General features: G+C 72.6%; 21 protein-coding genes. 5 read left to right on the top strand and 16 right to left on the bottom strand.

Features of this window, described 5'->3' with window-relative positions:
* Positions 1-4 precede the first annotated feature (4 nt).
* From mtnK to C8N24_RS06610, 7 genes are all read right to left on the bottom strand, one after another.
* Positions 5-1,192 carry an S-methyl-5-thioribose kinase gene (gene mtnK, locus C8N24_RS06580; RefSeq protein WP_121249190.1) on the bottom strand — a complete coding sequence of 396 codons (1,188 nt, stop codon included), beginning with the start codon at positions 1,190-1,192 and terminating at the stop codon, positions 5-7.
* On the bottom strand, positions 1,189-2,208 hold the full coding sequence (locus C8N24_RS06585) for an ABC transporter permease (RefSeq protein WP_121249192.1): 1,020 nt from the start codon (positions 2,206-2,208) through the stop codon (positions 1,189-1,191). The genes mtnK and C8N24_RS06585 overlap by 4 nt, the downstream gene beginning before the upstream one ends.
* Positions 2,205-3,680 carry a sugar ABC transporter ATP-binding protein gene (locus C8N24_RS06590; RefSeq protein WP_121249194.1) on the bottom strand — a complete coding sequence of 492 codons (1,476 nt, stop codon included), beginning with the start codon at positions 3,678-3,680 and terminating at the stop codon, positions 2,205-2,207. The genes C8N24_RS06585 and C8N24_RS06590 overlap by 4 nt, the downstream gene beginning before the upstream one ends.
* Entirely contained in the window at positions 3,681-4,754 is a 1,074-nt protein-coding gene (locus C8N24_RS06595) for a sugar ABC transporter substrate-binding protein (protein ID WP_121249196.1), read from the bottom strand.
* A 65-nt stretch (positions 4,755-4,819) separates the two neighbouring features.
* Positions 4,820-5,281, bottom strand: coding sequence for an RrF2 family transcriptional regulator (locus C8N24_RS06600; RefSeq protein WP_121249198.1), 462 nt, complete (start codon positions 5,279-5,281; stop codon positions 4,820-4,822).
* The gene (locus tag C8N24_RS06605) at positions 5,278-5,832 is read right to left on the bottom strand and encodes a histidine phosphatase family protein (RefSeq protein WP_121249200.1); all 555 of its coding nucleotides are present in this window, start codon (positions 5,830-5,832) and stop codon (positions 5,278-5,280) included. The genes C8N24_RS06600 and C8N24_RS06605 overlap by 4 nt, the downstream gene beginning before the upstream one ends.
* A complete protein-coding gene (locus C8N24_RS06610) occupies positions 5,829-6,473 on the bottom strand; it encodes a M14 family zinc carboxypeptidase (protein WP_170178884.1) in 645 nt (214 codons plus the stop codon). Before C8N24_RS06610 ends, C8N24_RS06605 begins: the two co-directional genes overlap by 4 nt.
* Positions 6,474-6,496: 23 nt before the next feature.
* Between C8N24_RS06610 and C8N24_RS06615 the strand changes: the two genes are divergently transcribed.
* Both C8N24_RS06615 and C8N24_RS06620 read left to right on the top strand, forming a co-directional pair.
* Positions 6,497-7,606, top strand: a complete 1,110-nt coding sequence (locus C8N24_RS06615) for an FAD-dependent oxidoreductase (RefSeq protein ID WP_121249202.1) — start codon at positions 6,497-6,499, stop codon at positions 7,604-7,606.
* A 20-nt stretch (positions 7,607-7,626) separates the two neighbouring features.
* Positions 7,627-8,289: an HAD family hydrolase gene (locus C8N24_RS06620; RefSeq protein ID WP_121252987.1), complete on the top strand. Its 663-nt coding sequence runs from the start codon at positions 7,627-7,629 to the stop codon at positions 8,287-8,289.
* Between the two features lies 1 nt (position 8,290).
* On the opposite strand, the gene C8N24_RS06625 is transcribed toward C8N24_RS06620, so the two are convergent.
* Positions 8,291-10,117: a TolB family protein gene (locus C8N24_RS06625; RefSeq protein ID WP_121249205.1), complete on the bottom strand. Its 1,827-nt coding sequence runs from the start codon at positions 10,115-10,117 to the stop codon at positions 8,291-8,293.
* Between the two features lie 10 nt (positions 10,118-10,127).
* Entirely contained in the window at positions 10,128-11,510 is a 1,383-nt protein-coding gene (locus C8N24_RS06630; RefSeq protein WP_121249207.1) for an MFS transporter, read from the bottom strand.
* Between the two features lie 67 nt (positions 11,511-11,577).
* Here C8N24_RS06630 and C8N24_RS06635 point away from each other — a divergent pair, with 67 nt between their 5' ends.
* The gene (locus tag C8N24_RS06635) at positions 11,578-12,027 is read left to right on the top strand and encodes a MarR family winged helix-turn-helix transcriptional regulator (protein WP_170178885.1); all 450 of its coding nucleotides are present in this window, start codon (positions 11,578-11,580) and stop codon (positions 12,025-12,027) included.
* Here the strand turns inward: C8N24_RS06635 and C8N24_RS06640 are convergent.
* From C8N24_RS06640 to C8N24_RS06660, 6 genes are all read right to left on the bottom strand, one after another.
* Positions 12,017-12,541: a uracil-DNA glycosylase gene (locus C8N24_RS06640; protein WP_121249211.1), complete on the bottom strand. Its 525-nt coding sequence runs from the start codon at positions 12,539-12,541 to the stop codon at positions 12,017-12,019. The genes C8N24_RS06635 and C8N24_RS06640 overlap by 11 nt on opposite strands.
* A gap of 5 nt (positions 12,542-12,546) precedes the next feature.
* Positions 12,547-13,185 carry a response regulator gene (locus tag C8N24_RS06645; RefSeq protein WP_121249213.1) on the bottom strand — a complete coding sequence of 213 codons (639 nt, stop codon included), beginning with the start codon at positions 13,183-13,185 and terminating at the stop codon, positions 12,547-12,549.
* Positions 13,182-14,342: an ATP-binding protein gene (locus C8N24_RS06650; protein ID WP_170178886.1), complete on the bottom strand. Its 1,161-nt coding sequence runs from the start codon at positions 14,340-14,342 to the stop codon at positions 13,182-13,184. Before C8N24_RS06650 ends, C8N24_RS06645 begins: the two co-directional genes overlap by 4 nt.
* 14 nt (positions 14,343-14,356) lie before the next feature.
* Entirely contained in the window at positions 14,357-14,530 is a 174-nt protein-coding gene (locus C8N24_RS33725) for a LiaI-LiaF-like domain-containing protein (RefSeq protein WP_170178887.1), read from the bottom strand.
* Positions 14,527-15,510 (bottom strand): PspC domain-containing protein, encoded by a 984-nt coding sequence (locus C8N24_RS06655; protein ID WP_121249217.1) that lies wholly within the window; start codon positions 15,508-15,510, stop codon positions 14,527-14,529. Before C8N24_RS06655 ends, C8N24_RS33725 begins: the two co-directional genes overlap by 4 nt.
* A gap of 104 nt (positions 15,511-15,614) precedes the next feature.
* Positions 15,615-16,874, bottom strand: a complete 1,260-nt coding sequence (locus C8N24_RS06660; protein ID WP_170178888.1) for an aldehyde dehydrogenase family protein — start codon at positions 16,872-16,874, stop codon at positions 15,615-15,617.
* 134 nt (positions 16,875-17,008) lie between these two features.
* Between C8N24_RS06660 and C8N24_RS06665 the strand changes: the two genes are divergently transcribed.
* Positions 17,009-17,296 (top strand): hypothetical protein, encoded by a 288-nt coding sequence (locus C8N24_RS06665; protein WP_121249221.1) that lies wholly within the window; start codon positions 17,009-17,011, stop codon positions 17,294-17,296.
* On the opposite strand, the gene C8N24_RS06670 is transcribed toward C8N24_RS06665, so the two are convergent.
* Positions 17,293-18,726 carry an MFS transporter gene (locus tag C8N24_RS06670; RefSeq protein ID WP_211339862.1) on the bottom strand — a complete coding sequence of 478 codons (1,434 nt, stop codon included), beginning with the start codon at positions 18,724-18,726 and terminating at the stop codon, positions 17,293-17,295. The two genes, C8N24_RS06665 and C8N24_RS06670, sit on opposite strands and share 4 nt — an antisense overlap.
* 58 nt (positions 18,727-18,784) lie before the next feature.
* Here C8N24_RS06670 and C8N24_RS06675 point away from each other — a divergent pair, with 58 nt between their 5' ends.
* On the top strand, positions 18,785-19,282 hold the full coding sequence (locus C8N24_RS06675) for a nitroreductase family protein (RefSeq protein ID WP_170178889.1): 498 nt from the start codon (positions 18,785-18,787) through the stop codon (positions 19,280-19,282).
* The last annotated feature ends 20 nt before the right edge of the window (positions 19,283-19,302 follow it).

The raw sequence follows: 19,302 nt of genomic DNA on the forward strand, positions 1-19,302 counted from the left end.
GCCATCATCCTCGTGCCACCTCCTCGCGCGCTACGGCGCTCACTTCCGCGGCCGTCTCCGGCCGATCCAGCAGGAGCCGCTTGACCGTCTCGATCACGGCGCGGCCGGCGACCGCCCGCGGCTCCGGATCCAACGCCTCGAGGTCCGGCGCGTGCGCCAGCCCGACGATCCGGCGCGCGGCCTCGGTGGCCGCGAACGCCGCGGTGTCGCGCTGCGTCTGCGCGAGCCAGCGCTCGAGGAACAGCTCGTTGTAGACACGCGGGTCGACGACGTTCGGCCACAGCGAGCGGAACTCCGCCTCGAAGGCGTCCCACAGCTCCTCGAACAGCGTCGCCGCCCAGGCGCCGTGCTCGTCACGGCCGAGCACCGCGTCGCGCGCCATCGTCACCACGAAGTTCGACCACGGCAGCGCGAGGTCGAACGCGATCGGCCCGTAGAACGCGAACTCGGAGTCGAACGCGCGCGTGGAGCCCTCGCGCACCATGACGCTGCCCGTGTGCAGGTCGCCGTGCAGGAGCGCCTCGGCGCGGGTCATGAACGCGTACTTGAGCTCGCCCGCCGCCGCCTTGAGCTCCGGCGTCTGCAGCGACCGCGCGGCGTCCTCGAGCTCGTCCTGGTACCAGTTGCGCTCGGCGCCGCTGAACGGCTCCGTGAGCACCAGGTCCTCGGTGATCTCGCACAGCTCGGGTGAGATCGCGCCGGCCACGAGCGCCTTGAGCGCCTTCGCCTCCACGCCGAACACGCCGGTGTGGAACGCGACCCGCGCGACGTAGCGGCCGATGTCCGCGGCCGCGCCGTCGTGGCGCTCGCCATCGGTGAGCGCGCCGCGCCACACGCGGTGGTCGGTCAGGTCCTCCATCGCGAGGATGTAGCGGGCCGCGTCGAAGCCGTAGAAGGCCGGCAGGTACTCGGCGGCGAAGCGGCCGTGGACCTCGTAGGCGCGCGCCTCGGCGACCGCGCGCTTGGGCGTGAACGGCCACGACGGGCCGACCAGCCGCACGTACGGCAGCGCCTGCTTGAGGACGAGGCCGCGGCCGGAGCCGTCCTGGCAGACGAACACCAGGTTCAGGTTGCCGTCGCCGACCTCCGTCACGTCGAGCGTGGACGTGTCGACGCGCGCGGCGAGGTCCGGGTGCGCGTCGATGTACGCCGCGACCTTCTCGGGCTCCAGGAGCTCGTACTGCTCCGTCATCGAAGCCTCCGCACGCCGAACGTGAGCAGCAGCGCGACCATGAGGACGACCCCCTTGACGAAGTCCTGCGTGTAGTACGGGAAGTTCTTGATCGTGAGCCCGTTGAGCATGATCCCGAGGAACACGGCGCCGATCGTGGTGCCGAGGATGTTCGGCCGGTTGACCGCAAGCACGGCGTACCCGACGAGCGCCGCCGCCACCGCGTCGAGCAGGAACGGGCTGCCCGCGCCGACGTCGCCCTCGCCGATGCGCGCGGCGAGGATGATGCCGCCGAGCGACGCGAGCACGCCGCTGACGATGTAGGCGATCATCCGCACGCGGTCGACGCGGATGCCGGCCAGCCGGGCCGCCTCGAGGTTGCCGCCGACGGCGTACAGCTGGCGGCCCCAGCGCGTCTTCTCCAGCACGACCCAGAGCGCGATCGCGCACGCCGCGAAGATGATGATCGGGAACGGGATCTCGCCGAACAGGCGGCCGCGCCCGATGTAGAGGAAGGCCTCGGTGAAGATGCCGTCGTACTCCTTGCCGTCGAGCACGAGGCCGGACGAGATCGACTGGCCCTGCGACGGCAGCAGCTGCACGCCCTGGAGCACGAACAGCATGCCGAGCGTGGCCAGCAGGTCCGGCACCTTCAGGCGGACGATCAGCGCGCCGTTGAGCGCGCCGATCAGCAGCCCGCCGAGCAGCGCGACCGGCACGACCGCGACCGTCGGCCACGCGAACATCACCAGGCAGATCGCGCACAGCATCACGGTGAAGCCCGCGTTGGCCCCGATCGAGAGGTCGAACCCGCCGACCACCATCGACACGGTCACGCCGAGGCCGATGATGCCGACGGTCGAGACCGACTGCAGGATCGAGACGATGTTGTTGAAGGAGCGGAAGCTCGGCTCCGACAACGCGAAGTACAGCGTCACGCCGGCGAACAGCGCGAGCAGGCCGTAGCGGAGGATGTGCCGTTCGAGCCCCTGGGAGGCGCCGACCTGGATGGGTGCGGGTTGCTCTGTCGTGCTCATGCGTTCATCGCCAGCGTCAGGTCCTCACGCGTCGCGTCCTTCGCGAGCACGTCCTGCACGACCGAGCCGTGCGAGAGGACCACGATACGGTCGGCCACCTCGAGCACCTCGTCGACGTCGGCGCTGGCCACCACGATCGCGGCGCCCGCGGCCAGTTCCCTGACCTTCGCGGCGATGTCGCGGCGCGCGCCGAGGTCGACGCCGCGGAACGGCTCGTCGAGCGCCAGCACCCGCGCCGGCTCGAGCAGCCAGCGGCCCACGACCACCTTCTGCTGGTTGCCGCCCGACAGCGACTCGATCGGCGCCTCCGGGCCGGCGGTCCTGACCCGCAGGTCTCCGATGAGGTCGATCACGCGCGTCCTTTCGCGGCCGATCTGGGTGAAGAAACGCCGGGCGAGCGCGAGCGTGGCGTTGCCGCGCACGGACCAGCCCGGGATCAGCGCCTGCGTGGCGCGGTCCTCGGGGACGAGGTGCACGCCGTGGGCGATCGCCTCGGAGGGGTGGCGCGGGCGGATCGGCGTGCCGTCGAGCGCGATCGTGCCCTCGGGCAGCGGGCGCAGGCCGAACAGCGCGCCGAGCAGCTCGGACTTGCCGGCGCCGATCAGGCCGGTCAGGCCCAGCACCTCGCCCTCGCGGAGCTGCAGGTCGAACGGGGTGCTGTCCGCGAACAGCCGCGCGCCGCTGATCTCCACCACCGGGTTCCCGGCGACGTGGCCGGAGGGGCGCTGGATCTCCTCCGCCAGCTCGCCGAGCATCGCGTTGACGACGTCCTCGCGCGTGAACGGCTTCGCGAACGTGGCGACGAGCAGGCCGTCGCGCATCACCGCGACGCGGTCGGCGAGCGCGTCGACCTCGCCGAGCCGGTGCGAGACGTAGAGGATCGCGACGCCCTGCTCGCGCAGGGAGCGCACGATCGCGAACAGGCGGTCGGCCTCGGCCGCGCTCAGCGCGGACGTCGGCTCGTCGAGGATCAGCAGCCGCGGCCGCTGGGACAGCGAGCGCGCGACCGCGATCAGCTGGCGCTCGGAGACGCCGAGCCGGGCCACGTCGTCCAGCAGCGCGGCGGTCGACAGGTGCAGGCCGAGCCCCTCGGCCACCTCGCGCGCCTTGGGCAGCAGCCGGCGCGGCGAGGCCCAGGCGCCGTCCTCCCCGGTCGCGAGCCGGTCGAGCACGAGGTTCTCCGCCGTGCTGAGGCCGGGGATCGTCCAGTCGGACGCGTGCTGGTGCACGGTCTCCACCCCGGCGCGGCGCGCGTCGAGCGGGGAGTTGAAGTGCACGGGGGCGCCGTCGACCAGGACCTCGCCCGTGTCGGGCGCGAGCGCGCCCGACAGGAGCTTGTTCAGCGTCGACTTCCCCGCGCCGTTGGCGCCGACGACGGCCAGCACCTCACCCGCGGCCGGCTCCAGGCTGACGCCGCGAAGCGCCTGCGTGGAGCCGAACGACTTCGTGACTGCGTTGAGGGCGACGCCCACTTAGCTCTTGGGAATCCAGTCGGCCGTGGCCGTGTCCTGCGTGTTGAGGTCCGGCAGCTTCGCGCGCAGGTCCTCGAGCGTCTTGATCGAGTTCTCCTTGAGGAAGTCCTGCGTGATGATCGACGGCGGGATCAGCACCTCGCGGTCGATCGCGTCGCCGTTGACCTTCAGCGCGGCGGCGCGCACGGCGACGCGGCCGACGTTGGCCGGGTCGGTGGCGATCGTCGCGACCCACGGGCTGCCCTCCTTGGTCATGACGCCGATGTCCGGGGTGGAGATGTCGGCGCCGTAGACCTTCACGTCGGTCTTGTTGGCCTGCTCGAGCGCGTTGACGACGCCCTTGGCGAACTCGTCGTAGGGCGCGAGCACGGCCTTCAGGTCCGGGTTGGCGGTGATGACCGCGTTGGCCTGCTCCTGCGTGTCGTTCGCCGTCGAGTCCGAGACCTTGCCGAACTTCGCGACCTGCTTGACGCCGGCGTTGGCCTGCTTGACCTCGTCCCAGCCGCGGTTGCGGCGGTCCAGCGGCGCGAAGCCCGCGACGTACACGTAGCCGACGTCGCCGGAGCCGCCGATGCCCTTGACGAGCTCCTCGCCGATCCGCTTGCCGGCGTCCTCGTCGGACTGCTGGATCGAGATGACCTCGGGGTTCTCGGTCTCGACGTCGAAGGCCACGACGGGGATGCCCGCCTCGACGGCCTTGTCGATCAGCGGGCTGACCGTGGCGGCGAGGCCGTGGTCGACGATGATCGCGTCCGGCTTCTGGTCGATCGCGCGCTGCAGGTCGGTCGCCTGCTGGTCGTTGTTGTTGCGCGCGTCGGAGATCCGCAGGTCGACGTTGAGCGCCTTCGCCTGCTCCTGCGCGCCCAGCAGCCACTGCTGGAAGAAGTCGCCCGACGCCAGCTGGCGCACGAGCGCCACCTTCACGCCGGTCTCGAACTTCGCGGGCAGCTTCGCCGCCTCCTGCGTCGCTGCGGGCGTAGCCTCGCTCTCGGACTCCGACGATGACCCGCCGGTGTTGTCGCCACAGGCCGCGAACACGAGCAGCGCGGACAGGGCGGCGAGGGATTTGCGCATTGCGAGGAAGACCTCCGGGCGGGGAGCTAAAGGCTGGAAAGCCGATCGGCTTTCCCCGCAGCAGTCTATCTCGTGGTCCACGCCTCCGGATCGTCCGCGAGCGCGTTGACGCCCTCCGGCAACGCGCCCGTGGCGAGGTCGGCGAGCGTCACCTGCTCGACGACGTCGCGCAGGTTCTTGCGCACCGCGATCCACACGCGCTGCAGCGGCTCCGCCGGGCCGTCGTAGGTGACCGACTCCGGTCGCTCGCCGCGCACGGCGGCGAGCGGGCCGTCGACGGCGCGGATGATGTCGGCGACGCTGACCTCCTCCGCCGGCCGGTTCAGGCGGTGGCCGCCCTCCGCCCCGCGCTGGCTCTGCACGAGTCCGGCGTGGCGCAGGTCGGAGAGGATGTTCTCCAGGAACCGCTGCGGGATGCCCTGCGCGGTCGCGATCTTCTCGGCGCGGACGAGCGCGCCGGTGGGTTGGGCGGCGGCGAGCTCGGCGGCGGCGCGCACCGCGTAGTCGGCCTTGGCGGAGACCTTCACGTCGCCATTGTGACGTTCCAGCGTGAGATCACGCGGGTCTCACGCTCGAAGCCCAGCTCGGAGACGGCCGCGGTGTCGAGCTTCAGGCTCGCGCCGCGCTCGGCGGGCAGGTCGATCCAGCGGGCGGCGAAGATGCGGATGATGTGGCCGTGGGCGAAGGCGATCGTGTCGGTGTCGGCCTGCAGCGCACGGGCGATCACGCGGTCCACGCGCGCGCCGGCCTGCGCCGGCGTCTCCCCGCTCGGCGAGCCGTCGGTCCACGTCCAGCCGGGGCGCTCCTCGCGGATGTCCTTGGTCGTGCGGCCTTCGTAGTCGCCGTAGTCGAGCTCGACGAGATCGAGCTCCAGCTCGGGCTCGAAGCCCGCGAGCCGGGCCGTCTGGACGGCGCGCTCGCGCGGTGACGCGAGCACGAGGCCGAAGTCGCCGAGCCGGCCCGCGAGGGCGGTCGCCGCCTCCCGGCCTCGGTCGGTGAGCGGCAGGTCCGTGACCGACGTGTGCTTGCCGGACGCGCTCCACTCGGTCTCGCCGTGGCGGACGAGGACGATCCTCACTGGACGTAGCTCCTGGCGGCGGCGAGCACCGCGTCGACGTGGCGTTTGACGGGTGCCCGACCGGCCTTGAGCTCGACGACGAACGCCGTGCCGTCCGCGATCAGGTGGTTCTGCCAGCCGATCGCGGTGCCGTGGTAGTTCGGCAGGCTGCGCAGCGGGAGGCCGGTGCGGCGCGCATAGCCGCGCTGGACGGCGGCGTCGACGCCGCGGGCTCGGACGGTGATCCCCATGTGCTGGTGGTAGTAGATGCCCAGCTGGGGGCGCACCTGACGCACGAGCTTCATCAGCGCCTTCGTCTCCGGCTCCGAGCCCGCCTTCGGTCCCGGGTAGTACGTGCCCTGCGCGCCGGTCGCCCAGCGGTAGGGGAAGTTGCGGTTGAGGTCGACGCCGCGCGCGTTCTGACGGGTGCGCGCGGCCCGGCCGTCCGGGTTCGCGGTGCGGACGAGCCAGAACTGCACGCCGTCGACGCGCTTGGCCCGCAACGCACGCACGATCGCCTCGCCCGCGGGCTCGTCGCCGTGCACGTCACCGACGACGAGCACCTTCACCGGGGCCTGCTCGTCACCGACGCGGGTGGCGCGGATCTCGCGGCCCTCCGCCGAATGGCCGATCACGAGCGTGGCAAGCGCAGCGGCGAGCACCGTCTCTTTGTACCGTCTCGACCGTGGAGCGCGTCGTGATCGTGGGCGCCGGAACCTTCGGCGCATCGTTGGCATGGTGGCTGGCCGGGCGCGGCGACGAGGTCGTGCTCGTCGACCAGTTCGAGCCGGGGGACGCCCGCGCCACGTCCGGCGGCGAGACGCGGCTGATCCGCTGCTCGCACGGCCCGGACGCCGACTACACGGCGATGGCGCGCCGCGCGCGCACGCTGTGGCGCGAGCTGGAGGCCGAGACCGGCGCCTCCCTGTTGACCGAATGCGGCGTCTCCTGGTTCGCCCATGGCGACGACGGCTGGGAGGCGGCGTCGGAGGCGACGCTGCGCACGCTCGGCATCCCCGTCGTGCATCAGGACGTGCGCGAGGCCGCCGCGCAGTTCCCGTCCTTCAACGGCGACGACCTCGCGTGGGTGCTCCACGAGCCCGAGGCCGGCGTGCTGCGCGCGCAGCTCGGCGTGCAGACGCTCGCCAGCGCCGCCGCGGCGCGAGGCGCCCGGATCGTGCGAGGCGTCGCGCGGCCGGACGGCGACCGCGTGGTCGTCGGCGACGAGGTGCTGGCGGCCGACCGCGTCGTCTGGAGCTGCGGTGGCTGGTTGGCCAAGCTGTTCGGAGGGCTGGTCGAGCTGCGCGTAACGCGCCAGGAGCTGTTCTTCTTCGCCGGCGGGCCGGGCTGGGACCGCAGTCCCGGCTGGGTCGACTACGACCGCGCCGTCTACGGCACCGGCGACCTCGACGCGCTCGGCGTGAAGGTCGCGTGGGACATGGAGGGCCCGGCGCTCGACCCCGACGCGGACCTGCCCCCGGCCACCGACGAGACGGAGCGGCTCACCCGCGGGTACGCCGCGGACCGCTTCCCGGCGCTCGCGCAGGCGCGGCTCGTCGGGTCCAAGACCTGCCGCTACGAGATCTCGCCCGACTCGCAGTTCATCGCCGCGCCGCATCCCGAGCACCCGTCCGTGTGGATCGTCGGCGGCGGCTCCGGCCACGGCTTCAAGCACGGCCCGGCGATGGCCGAGCGGATCGTCTCGTCGTGGCACGGCGGCGAGCCGCTCCCGCGGCGCTTCGGCCTTCACAAGCGCGAGCGCGGCACGTCGCTGCGGAGTGCCGGCTCGAACTGACCGGTAGCGTGACGGGCGAGATGCCCGCCTTGATCTTCGACCTCGACGGCACGCTCGTCGACACCGTGTACGCGCACGTGTTCGCGTGGCAGAAGGCCATGCAGGAGAGCGGGCTGGCCGTCGACGGCTGGCGCATCCACCGCAAGATCGGCATGAGCGGCGGCCTGTTCACGCGCGCCGTCGGCCGGGAGATCGGCCACGAGCTCACCGACGAGGAGGCCGAGGCGCTGCAGGTCATCCACGACCGCCTGTTCCGTGAGCTGCTGCCGGCGGACGAGCGCCGCCCGCTGCCGGGCGCGAAGGACCTGCTGGCCGAGCTGCGCGAGCGTGGCGTCGTGCACGGCATCGCGACGAGCGGCCGCCGCCCGAGCATCGACGCGTCGCTGGACGCGCTCGGCATCCCGGAGGGCACCGTGGTCGTCGAGCGCGGCGACGTCGCCCGCGCCAAGCCCGAACCCGACCTCTTCCTCGAGTGCGCGCGCCGCCTCGACGCCCAACCGGAGGACTGCTACGTCGTCGGCGACGCGGTCTGGGACCTGCTCGCCGCCCGCCGCGCGCGGATGCTCAGCATCGGGCTCCTGAGCGGCGGCTACGGCGCCGACGAGCTGCAGGGCTCAGGCGCCTTCCGCGTCTACCGCGATGCGGCCGAGCTGCACGCCTCGCTCGACGAGCTGGGCGTGTAGCTCACGCGCACATCAGCGTGATGCGCATCGCGCCGGAGCCGCCCGAGCCCTTGGTCGGGCCGAGGCCGGCGTTGGCGCCGTCGCCGCGGGAGACGAGCGTGGTCGTGCCGGCCTCGAGGTCCCGCACGAAGATCCCGCGGGCCGGGTTGCACTTGGCCGGCGAGAGGTTCCAGGCGTCCGAGGTGAAGGCCACGCGCCGACCGTCGGCGGAGATCGAGGGGCGCGCGCTCGCGCCCATCGCGGGCACGCCGGCCGAGCTGCGGGACACGAGCTCGGTCGCGCCGGTCTCCAGGTCGCGCACGTAGACGGCGGTGGACTCCGAGCCCGCGCCGCGCGCCGTGAAGGCGACGCGCCGGCCGTCCTCGGACAGCGTCGGCTCCGACAGCGCCGCGCCCGCCAGCTCGACCTGCGCGCTGCGCGCGCCGGCCACGACGATCTTGGCGCCCTGCGTGAACGCCACCACGCGTCCGCCGCGGCTGACGACCGGCTCCCACGCCTCGCCGCCGGACGAGACCGCGCGGGTCGTGCCGCGGCGGAGGTCGCGCAGGAACACCTGCGAACCGGCGCCGGTGAAGACCAGATAGCGGCCGTCGGCCGACAGCGCGGGCTCGTAGATGTCGTCGCCGATGTGCTCGGAGCGCAGCGTCTCGAGGTTCGTCACCCAGACGGCGAGCGCGCCGCGCTCGGACTCGGACGTCTCGTAGGCGACGATCCGCCCGTCGCCCGAGAGGGTCGGGTTGTAGGCCGAGAACGGCACCCTGAGCGTGCTGCGGGAGGCGGCGATGGCGACCCCGCGCCGCGTGTCGTGCACCCACACGGCCATCTGGCCGTAGCGCTTGGCGAAGTTGTAGTTGCCCTCGGCCGACTCGAACGCGACGAAGCGGCCGTCGGCGCTCACGGCCGGGTTGTAGGCCGACGCGGGGCCACGGCCGGGGCGCCGCAGCCGCTTGCCCGACCCATCCAGCGCACCGGCGACGACGCCGATCTCGCCCTTGGTCTTCGCGACCGCGAGCTTGGCCTCGTAGGACTCGAACGCGACCTGGCGGCCGTTGCCGGCGAGCACGGCGTTGTTGGAGTAGTTGGACGCGGTCGCGATCGACCCGCGCGGCTGCTTGAGCGGCGGCGGGCCGTTGTAGCGCGTCTGCTGGAGCCAGCGCGGGACCTGCCGCAGCTGCCGGGCGAGCAGCCGCTGCGCCTGCGTGGCGGGCATCGCCTGCCCATTGACGCCGCGCGCCGCCATCCGGCGCAACGTCCGCTCCGCCGCGGTCTGCGCGTGATCGCGCGAGAGCCCGCTCAAGCGGCAGATCATCAGCGGCGACAGCTCGCTGCGGCGCAGGTCACGGAACCGGGTGGTGCTCGTGCCGAAGATCTCCGGCGCGTTGTCCGGGATCGCGTTCTGGTGCAGCGAGTGGAAGAACATGTGCTGCGAGAGGTGGCCTTGCGTGAGCGTCCGCAGCGCGCGCTTCTCGAGCAACGCCATCCGCTCGGGCTCGCGCAGCCGCCCCTGCCACGGCGCCACCAGCTCGCGCGCGAGCACGTGCGGGTCGGGATAGCCGTGCAGCGCCGCGAGCCCGGCGAGGTTGCGCGTGTCGTCGCGCAGCCAGCGCCAGATCTCCCCGCGCGTGACGCCCATCAGCGCGTACAGCCGCGTCTCGTCGTAGGGCAGCCAGTGCTGCATCACCCACGTCTCGTCCGGCAGCCAGTGCGGCGGCGAGCCGGGCGGCGCCTCCGAGTCCAGCGACTTCGTCTGCGGCTTCGCGAACTGCGCGTGCGCAGGCGCGGCCAACGCCCCCGCCAGCACCACCGCGATCAGCCCCGAGCGCAGCACGCCGCGGACACTACCGGCTCACGGCGACGAGATCACGGGGGCGGATCAGCACGGCCGCGAACGCCGCGGCGACGAAGGCCACGAGCGCGACGATCAGCAGCAGCTCGTCGAGGCCGGAGGCGAACGACCCGGCGCTCGCCCCGCGCTGGTGCGCCGCGAGGATCGAGCCCAGCGCGGCCACGCTGGCCGCGATGCCCACCTGCCGCGCCGTCGTGTTGATGCCCGACGCCATCCCCGCGAACCGCGGCTGGACCACGCCGACCGCGGTCGACGCGAGCGTCGGGTTCACGAGCCCGCTGCCGAGCCCGGCGACGACGAAGCCCGGGATCAGGTGCGTCCAGCTCGTGTCCGCGTCAAGACCCCGCATCAGCAGCAGCCCCGCGCCGACGAGCGCGAGCCCGGGCGCGATCAGCAGTCGCGGGTAGCGGTCGGCGAGGCGTCCCGCCGGGATCGCGGTCAGCAGCGTCGCGCCGGTGATCAGCATGATCCGCAGCCCGGTCTCCAGCGCCGTGTAGCCGAGCTGGTCCTGCAGGTACAGGACGAGGTAGAGCATGATCGCGAACAGCGAGCCGTTCATGCCGAACGCGGCCACGAGCCCGCCGACGAACGTCGGCTTGCGGAACAGCGCGAGGTCGAGCATCGGGTGCGGCACGGCACGCTCGACCAGCGGGAACGCCGCGAGCAGCACCATCGCCCCGACCAGGCAGCCGACCACGAGCCCGTCCGTCCAGCCGTGGTCGCTCGCGCGGATGAGCCCGTAGACGAGGCTCAGCAGGCCCGCGGTGAAGACGGCGACGCCCGGGACGTCGATCCGGCGCGCGTGCTCGGGGCGCACCTCCTCGACCGCACGCAGGGTGATGATGATCGCGGCGATCCCGACCGGCAGGTTGACGAGGAAGATCCAGTGCCAGCTGAGCCCGCTCGTGAGCACTCCGCCGAGCACCGGTCCGAGCGCGGTGCTGATGCCGGTGACCGCGCCCCAGATGCCGAACGCGGTCCCGCGCTCACGGCCGTGGAAGGTCTGCGCGAGCAGCGCGAGCGCGGTGGAGAACATGACCGCGCCGCCGACGCCCTGGACGGCGCGGGAGAGGATCAGCATCAGCGGCGACTGGGCGAGCCCGCACAGCGCTGAAGCCGCGGTGAAGAGGGCGAGCCCGGCGACGTAGACGCGGCGGCGGCCGAGCAGGTCCGCGAGCGACCCGGCGGTCAGCAGCAGCGCCGCGAGCGAGAGCGCGTACGCGTCGACGATCCACTGGACGTCGGATACGCGGGCGCCGAGGTCGGTGCGGATGTCGGGCAACGCGACGATCACGATCGTCACGTCCAGCAGCAGCATGAACGTGCCCAGGCAGACGGCGACCAGGGTCCACCACTTACGTTGAGATCCCAACATGTTGTGAGCCATGACGCGGAAGGTAACAACATGTTGTGAGAACGCAAGGTTGTTACGATCGGCCGCGATGCCGAAGGTGGAGCGCACGTTCGAGGACGCGGGGCGCGTGGGGCATCTGCTGTGGGAGACGTCGGCCCGGTCGCAGCTGCTCAGCGAGGCCGCGCTCGCCGACACGCCGCTGACCCCGACGACCGCCGGCGTGCTCGACGTGATCGCCGCGAACCCCGGCACGTCGATCGCCGCCATCGCCCGCGTGCTGCCGACGAGCCAGCAGGGCATCAGCCGGACGGTCGCCCGGCTGCAGGAGCTCGGCTTCCTCGAGCGCGGGCTCGGCGCGCGTGGCTACGGCGTCGCCCTGCACGTGACGGAAGCGGGCGAGGCGGCGCGACAGGACGCGAACGAGCGTCAGGTCGCGCTCGAGCGGCGCCTGCGCGACGCGCTCGGCCCTGAGGAGCACGCCGCGCTGGCCGAGGCGCTCGACCGGCTGCGCGTCGTGCTCGAGGACCTCAGCGGCTGAGCAGCGCGCCGAGGGCGCGCGCGTCCTCGAACAGCGTCGCCTTCAGCGTCTGGTTGTACATCGCCGCGGCCGGGTGGTACAGCGGGAACAGCCGCTCCTCGAGCAGCGTCCCGTGCACCTCGCCGATCTTCGCGGCCGGCGCGAAGTGCTTGAGCGCGTGGCGGCCCAGCGGCACGATCAGCTGCGGCCGGATGAGCTCGATCTCCCGTTCGAGCACCGGCATCCAGTGGGCGATCTCCGGCGCCTTCGGGTCGCGGTTCTTCGGCGGGCGCGCCTTGACGACGTTCGTGATCCAGACGTCGCCGCGCACCACGCCGGCCTCGGCCAGCAGCTCGTCGAGCAGCTTTCCCGCCCGGCCGACGAACGGGCGCCCGAGCTCGTCCTCGTTCTTGCCGGGCGCCTCGCCCACGAAGACGACCGCCGCCTCCGGGTTCCCCTCGCCCGGGACGGTCCGCGTAGCCGTCTCGCACGGCTCGTAGCCGCAGCCGGAGTGCGCGACGATCTCGTCGCGCAATGCCGCTAGTCCACCAACCGGCGCTGGACGGCCCAACGGGACAGCTCGTGGCGGGAGGACAGCTGCAACTTCCGGAGTACGGCGCTCACGTGCGCCTCGACCGTCTTGGTCGAGATGTTCAGCCGCGCGGCGATCTCCTTGTAGAGGTAGCCGCGGGCGATGTGGCGCAGGACCTCGCGCTCGCGGGTCGTGAGCTGCTCGAGCTCGTCGTCCACCTCGACGGGCGCGGACCCGGCGGCGAACGCGTCGAGCACGAACCCGGCCAGCCGGGGCGAGAAGACGGCGTCGCCGTCGGAGATGCGGCGGACGGCGTCCGCGAGCTCCTCGCCGCTGATCGTCTTGGTCACGTAGCCGCGCGCGCCGGCGCGGATGATCGCGATCACGTCCTCGGGCGCGTCGGACACGCTCAGCGCGAGGAAGCGCTGCGCGGGCCGCTTCTCGGCCACCTGGCGGAGCACCTCGAGCCCGCCACCGCCGGGCATGTGCACGTCCAGCAGCACCACGTCGGGCTCGAGCGCGACGACGCACGCGACGGCTTCCTCGACGGTCGAGGCGTCGCCGATCACGTCCACCAGGCCGTCGAGCTCCGCGCGCACGCCGGCGCGGAACAGCGAGTGGTCGTCGACGATCACGACAGTGGTCATGGCTCGATCACCAGCTCGACCTCGGTTCCGTGGCCGGGCGTCGAGTGCACCGTCGCGCGGCCTCCATGGCGCTCCATGCGACCGACAATAGAGTCACGCACGCCGCGCCGGTCGCTGGGCACGTCGTCGACGGCGAAGCCGGGCCCGCGATCGCGCACGAACACCTCGGCACGATCGTCGGCCACCTCGGCGTAGAGCGAGATCGGCTCCGGGCCGGCGAACTTGGACGCGTTCACGAGCGCCTCGCGCGCGGCCGCGACGAGCGCGGCGGCCCGCTCGTCCAGCGGCCCGTCGCCGACGGTGACGACGTCGATCGGCACGTGATGGTCGGCCTCGACCTCGGCGGCGGCGGCTTCGAGCGCGCTCGCCAGCGTCACCTCGCCGGACGGCCGTGTGTTGTTCAGCCACGCACGCAGCTCGCGCTCCTGGCGGCGGGCGAGCGCGGCGACCTCGCGCGGGTCGTCGGCGCGCTTCTGGACGAGGGCGAGCGTCTGCAGGACCGAGTCGTGCAGGTGCGCGGCGACCTCGGCCCGCTCCTGCGAGCGGATGCGCGCGTCCCGCTCGTCGGCGAGGCCGCGCACGAGCCGGATCCACCAGGGGGCGAGGATGATCGCGACGGCCACCAGGATCACCAGGACCGGCAGGACGACGTCCCGCGCCGGCGCGAGCGCGTCGTTGACGTAGAGGAAGATCAGCGCGCCGCCGACCACGAGCGCGGCGCCCGCGGTCGCGCGGTTGACGGTCTGGCGCGGGAGGCGCGCCCGCTCCGCCACGCGTTCCGGCGCGGTCTGCGACTGGCGCCAGATCAGCGCGCCGCCGGTCGCCGCGATCACGGCGGGCCAGAGGAACCGATCGTCGACGAACCACACGTCCCAGGCGCGCAGGAGCAGCAGCCCGGCGGCGGTCAGGCAGCCCATCCCGGCCGCCACCAGCCACGTGTCCGAGCGGGTCAGCAGCCGCTGCACCGATGGCCGCTCGGGACCTTCGGCCGGGATCAGCACCCAGGCGAGCGCGTACAGCGGGATCGCCACGCCGCCGAGCGCGACCGCGGCGATGAACCCGATCCGGATCAGCAGCGGGTCGATCCCGACGCGGGCGGCGAAGCCGGCGCACACGCCGCCGAGGTAGCCGTGCTGCGGGTCCCGCCGCACAGCCACGGGAGCGGCGCTGCTCATGACAGCCCCGCCGAGATGAGCACGATGCCGATCGCGGCCAGGATCGCCGGCGCGAGGTAGTCGAAGCGCAGGTCGATCGAGCCGAGCCGGTCGAGCAGGAGCAACGCGCCCAGCGCGATGGTCGCGAGCCCCGCGACGACGAGCGTGCGATCGACACGGCCGCGCCTCATGCGCAGGCGTCGCGGTTCCGGTCGACTTGGAGGTGGCCGACGCCGAGGTCGGCGTTGATCACGAGCTGCTTCGGCTGCTCGCGGATGGCGATGTCCGGGCCCTCGTCCACGCGGTTGGGCACGTCGGCCGCGCCGACGCCGATGTCGCCGTCGATCGAGGCGCACACGTCCTTCGGGACGAGGATCCGCGCCTCGCCGATGCCGACGCGCACGTTCACGCGGGTCTGGCCGGGCGGCAGCTGGAGGTCACGCAGGTCGACGAGCATCTCGCCGACGCCCACGCGGTACTCCGGGCGGATCTGGTCGACGGTCTGCGGGGTGAAGCGCTTCTTGCCCAGGCCGCCCTCGAGGTCGAGGTCAGCGGCGGAGACGACGGCGAGCGGCACGACGAGCACGAGGACGGGAAGGATGAGCCATCGCGGTCCGCCGAGCAGCCCGGCGACGATCAGGCCCAGCCCGGCGACCATGGAGACGATCGCCACCGCCACGCCCCCACCGAGCGCGACGACGAAGCCGACGCCGACCGCCGCGAGCAGCGCGGCGCCGAGCGCGACGAGCCACAGCACGATCTTGGCCACCAGGCGCGCCGGGTCCTCCCGGGCCTGCCGGCCGATCGCCCGGTAGCCGGCGACGCCCACCAAGGTGAGCACGGCGATGCCGAACAGGCCGGGCCCGAGGATGAAGCCGGGCGGTGACAGCGTCGTGATGCCGGCGACCGCGAGCCCGATGATGATGACCGTCGACCCGACGCGGCCCTTGCTCTCGATCCAGGCCGGCTTGCCGTCGTCTGAAGCGAGGAAGGCGGCGAACGCGAGGTAGGCGACGATGCCGATCCCGCCGAACACGACGGACACGCCGAACGCCACCCGGAACAGCATCGGGTCCACGCCGAAGTAGCGGCCGAGGCCGCCGCCGACGCCCCACACGTGCTTGTCGGTCGTCGAGAGGGTGAGCTTGCGAGTGGGGGCGTCGGTGTCCATGACGCAGAGGCTGCCGTCCAGGCGGTGATCCCGCCATTGGGGATCACCCTAGGGAACCCCGAGACGATCCCTAGGCCGAACCTAAACGTCCTGGACGTTTAACTTCACGCGAGGTGGACGACCTTGGTGCGCGTGACGGCGTCCAGCAGCTCTGGCTCGCCGCCGCCGCGCGGCGTCTGGAAGACCGCGTTGACGCTGACCGTGCGGGCGGGAAGCGCGCGCCAGGCGCGCTGGGCGTGGTCGTGGAGGGCGGTGAGGACGGACGCGATGCCGATCCGCTCGCCGCCGATCAGCGCCTCGTCGAAGGAGTCGACGATCCGCACGGAGACGACCGGACCGCGGGTCTCGCCGCAGATGACCAGCGCGTCGTCCGGTGCGCCGACGAGCACGGTCGGCGGGTAGAAGAAGCCGGCGCCGTACAGCGGATCGCCGCCCGCGAGCAGCTCGGCGCCCTCGTAGACGGCGTCCTGCACCTGGCGGTGCACCCACAGGCGCTGGTCGGCGTCGATCAGCGGGCCCATCTCGGTGTCGGGCGACAGGCCCGGGCCGATCCGCAGGGACCGCGCGCGCCGCACGAGCGCCTGCAGGAACGGCTCGGCCACCGCGCGGTGCACGTGCACGCGCTCCACCGACCCGCACGACTGCCCCGCGCCGGAGAACGCGCTCGCGGCGACCTCGGCGGCCGCCCAGTCGGTGTCCACCCCGGCGTCGACGACCACGAGGTGGCTGCCCGCGGCCTCCTCGCCCGGACGGATCACGAGGTCCACGCCCGGGTGCGTGGCGAGCGGCCGCGCGGCGCGCTCGTCGCCGTGCAAGAGCATCAGGACGTCGCCGAGGTCGAGCAGCTCGACCACCCGCTCGGTGGCGAGCGGTGCCTTCTCGGACGGCTTGAGCACGACCGTGTTGCCCGCCACCAGCGCTGCGGCGAGCGCGCTGCAGGAGGCGGCCAGCGGGTCGCTCCACGGCATCAGGATCGCGACGACGCCGCGCGGCTCGCGCAGCACGAGGTCGCCGCGCGGGGCGGGCCGGCGGTCGAGCGGGCCGAGCTCCGCGTAGGCCTCGATCGCTCCGATCCCCGCGTGCACGCCGCCGAGTGAGTGCGACAGCGGCGTGCCGGTCTCGCGCGTCTGCAGCTCGGCGAGCTCACGCGCGTGCTCGCGCAGGCGCCGCGCCGCGGCCTTGAGCAGCGAGCCGCGTGCCTCGGCGGCCGTGCGCGCCCACGCCGTGCGCGCGGTCCGCGCGGCCGTGACCGCGTCGTGCGCCTCGGGCGCACCGCCCGCCGGCACGTGACCGATCGCCTCACCGGTCGCCGGATCGATCACCGCGAGCTCTGGGACGCGGCGGGAGACACCGAGATCGAGCATGCCCATCTTCCTGTGCGACGTGTACCCGCGACCCGGGGCCTCGAACACTCGTTGGGTTAGGAGCTTGACGACCAGTTCCTGCGTTCAAGTTCGTTGTTGGAGTGACGAAGACTCCGAGCAGGAGACCACGTGTCATGACCAACGAACGCACACAGGCCTACGGGCGCGTTGTACAGACACTCGCCGAGCTGGGGCCCACGAAGCTCCTGCCGGGCGAGCAGGCTCGCATCCGCGACGCCGCAGACACCCTCATCTTCGCGGCCACGCTCGAGGAGGCCCGCGACTCGCTGCGCGACATGGGCGCCCTCGCCGAGCACCTGCTCAAGAGCGGGCGCTGGCTCGAGGAGCGCGTAGACACGCTCGTCGCGGACCTGCTCGCGTGCGGGCCGACGGCGGTCCCGACCGCGGCGCTCGCCGCCTAGGTCTCCTCCGACAGCGGCGGGGCGATCTCCTCGAGCGACTGCTGCTCCGCGTCGACCCCCAACACCACTTCCACGATCGCGGCGAGGGCCATCAACCCCGCCGCGATCCAGTAGCCGACGGCGACGCCCGTCGGGTCGTCGCCGCCCAGCAGCTTCCCGAACAGCAGCGGCCCGACCGCACCGCCGATGCCGGTGGAGATCGCGTAGAAGAACGCGATCGCCATCGCGCGGATCTCGAGCGGGAACGTCTCGCTGACCGTCAGATACCCCGCCGACGCGGCGGCCGACGCCACGAAGAACGCGATGCACAGCAGCACCATGTAGCCGGTCAGGCCGAGCGAGCCGCCGGCCAGCAGCGCCGCGAGCACGGCCAGCACCACGGCGGCGATGAAGTACGTGCTCGAGATCATGATCCGCCGCCCGACCGTGTCGAAGAGCCGGCCGAGCAGCAGCGCGCCGAGGAAGTTGGCGATCCCGAACGGGATCAGGTACAGGCCCGCGACCCCTGAGTCGACGTCGAAGACGTTCGTCAGGATCAGCGAGAACGTGAAGATCACGGCGTTGTAGACGAACGCCTGCGTGGCCAGCAGCGTGAAGCCGAGGATCGACCGGCGCTTGTAGTCGCGGAACAGCGTGCGCGCGATCTCGACGAACCCGGTCGAGTGCCGCTGGCGGATCTCGATCTCGTCGTCGGGCCCGACCTCGCTGAGCGTCTGGCCCGTGCGCCGCGACACCTCCTCCTCGATCTCGCCGACGAGCTGCTCCGCCTCGTCGTTGCGGTAGTGGATCATCAGCCAGCGCGGCGACTCCGGCACGTGCCGGCGGACGAGCATGATCGCCACGGCGAGGATCGCGCCGAGGAAGAACGCGAGCCGCCAGCCGAGGTCCGCGCCGAACAGGTCCTTGTCGAGCAGCACGCCCGACAACGCGGCGCCGAACGCCGCGCCCAGCCAGTAGGAGCCGTTGATGGCGAGGTCCACCCAGCCGCGGGCCCGTGCCGGGATCAGCTCGTCGATCGCGGAGTTGATCGCCGCGTACTCACCGCCGATGCCGAGCCCGGTGAAGAAGCGGAAGATCCAGAACGAGTACGCGCTCCAGGTGAAGCCGGTGGCGATGGTCGCCACCAGGTACAGCCCGAGGCTCGCCAGGAACAGCTTCTTGCGGCCCAATCGATCGGTCAGATAGCCGAAGCCGAGCGCTCCGGTCGCCGCGCCGAGGATGTAGAAGGTGCCGCCGACCGCCACCTGGTACTCGCTGATGCCGAGCGCGTCCTCCTCGGACAGCCGGCTGGCGATCGCGCCGACGATCGTCACCTCGAGGCCGTCGAGGATCCACACCGTGCCGAGGCCGAGCACGACGAGCCAGTGCCAGCCGCTCCACGGCAGGCGGTCCATGCGAGCGGGGATGCGGGTCTTCACGGTCTCAGGCACGCCGCCCACTTTCTCCCGTTCGACCGGCTTCGAAACAGCCCAGCTAGCATCGCCGCACGTGGTTGACGACCTGATCCGCTCCCGCCGCACGCACAAGGCGTACGGCCCCGATCCCGTCCCGCGCGAGACGCTCCTCGAGCTGTTCGAGCTCGCGCGCTGGGCGCCGAACCACCACCTCACGAACCCGTGGCGGTTCCGCGTGATCGGCCCGCGGGCGTTGGAGACGCTCAAGCAGGCCGCCGAGGCGCACAAGCCCGGCTCGGCCACCAAGCTCGACCGCGCGCCCACGCTCGTCGCCGTCACCGCCAAGCAGACCGGCGACGCCGAGCAGGATCACGAGGACCTGCTCGCGACCGCGGTCGCCGCCTACATCGTGCTGCTCGGCGCGCACGCCCGTGGCCTCGCCGCCTACTGGCGCACCGTGCCCGTGCTCGGGGCGCTCGGCCTGCCGGACGACGAGCGGCCGATCGGCCTGCTCTACCTCGGCACGCCGCGCCAGGAGCAGCGGGTGCCCGAGCGCGCGCCGGTCGAGGAGATCGCGTTCTTCCTGGACTAGGAGCCGGGTAGGACACCCGG

Origin of the sequence: Solirubrobacter pauli, from assembly GCF_003633755.1 — a bacterium.
GTDB lineage: Bacteria > Actinomycetota > Thermoleophilia > Solirubrobacterales > Solirubrobacteraceae > Solirubrobacter > Solirubrobacter pauli.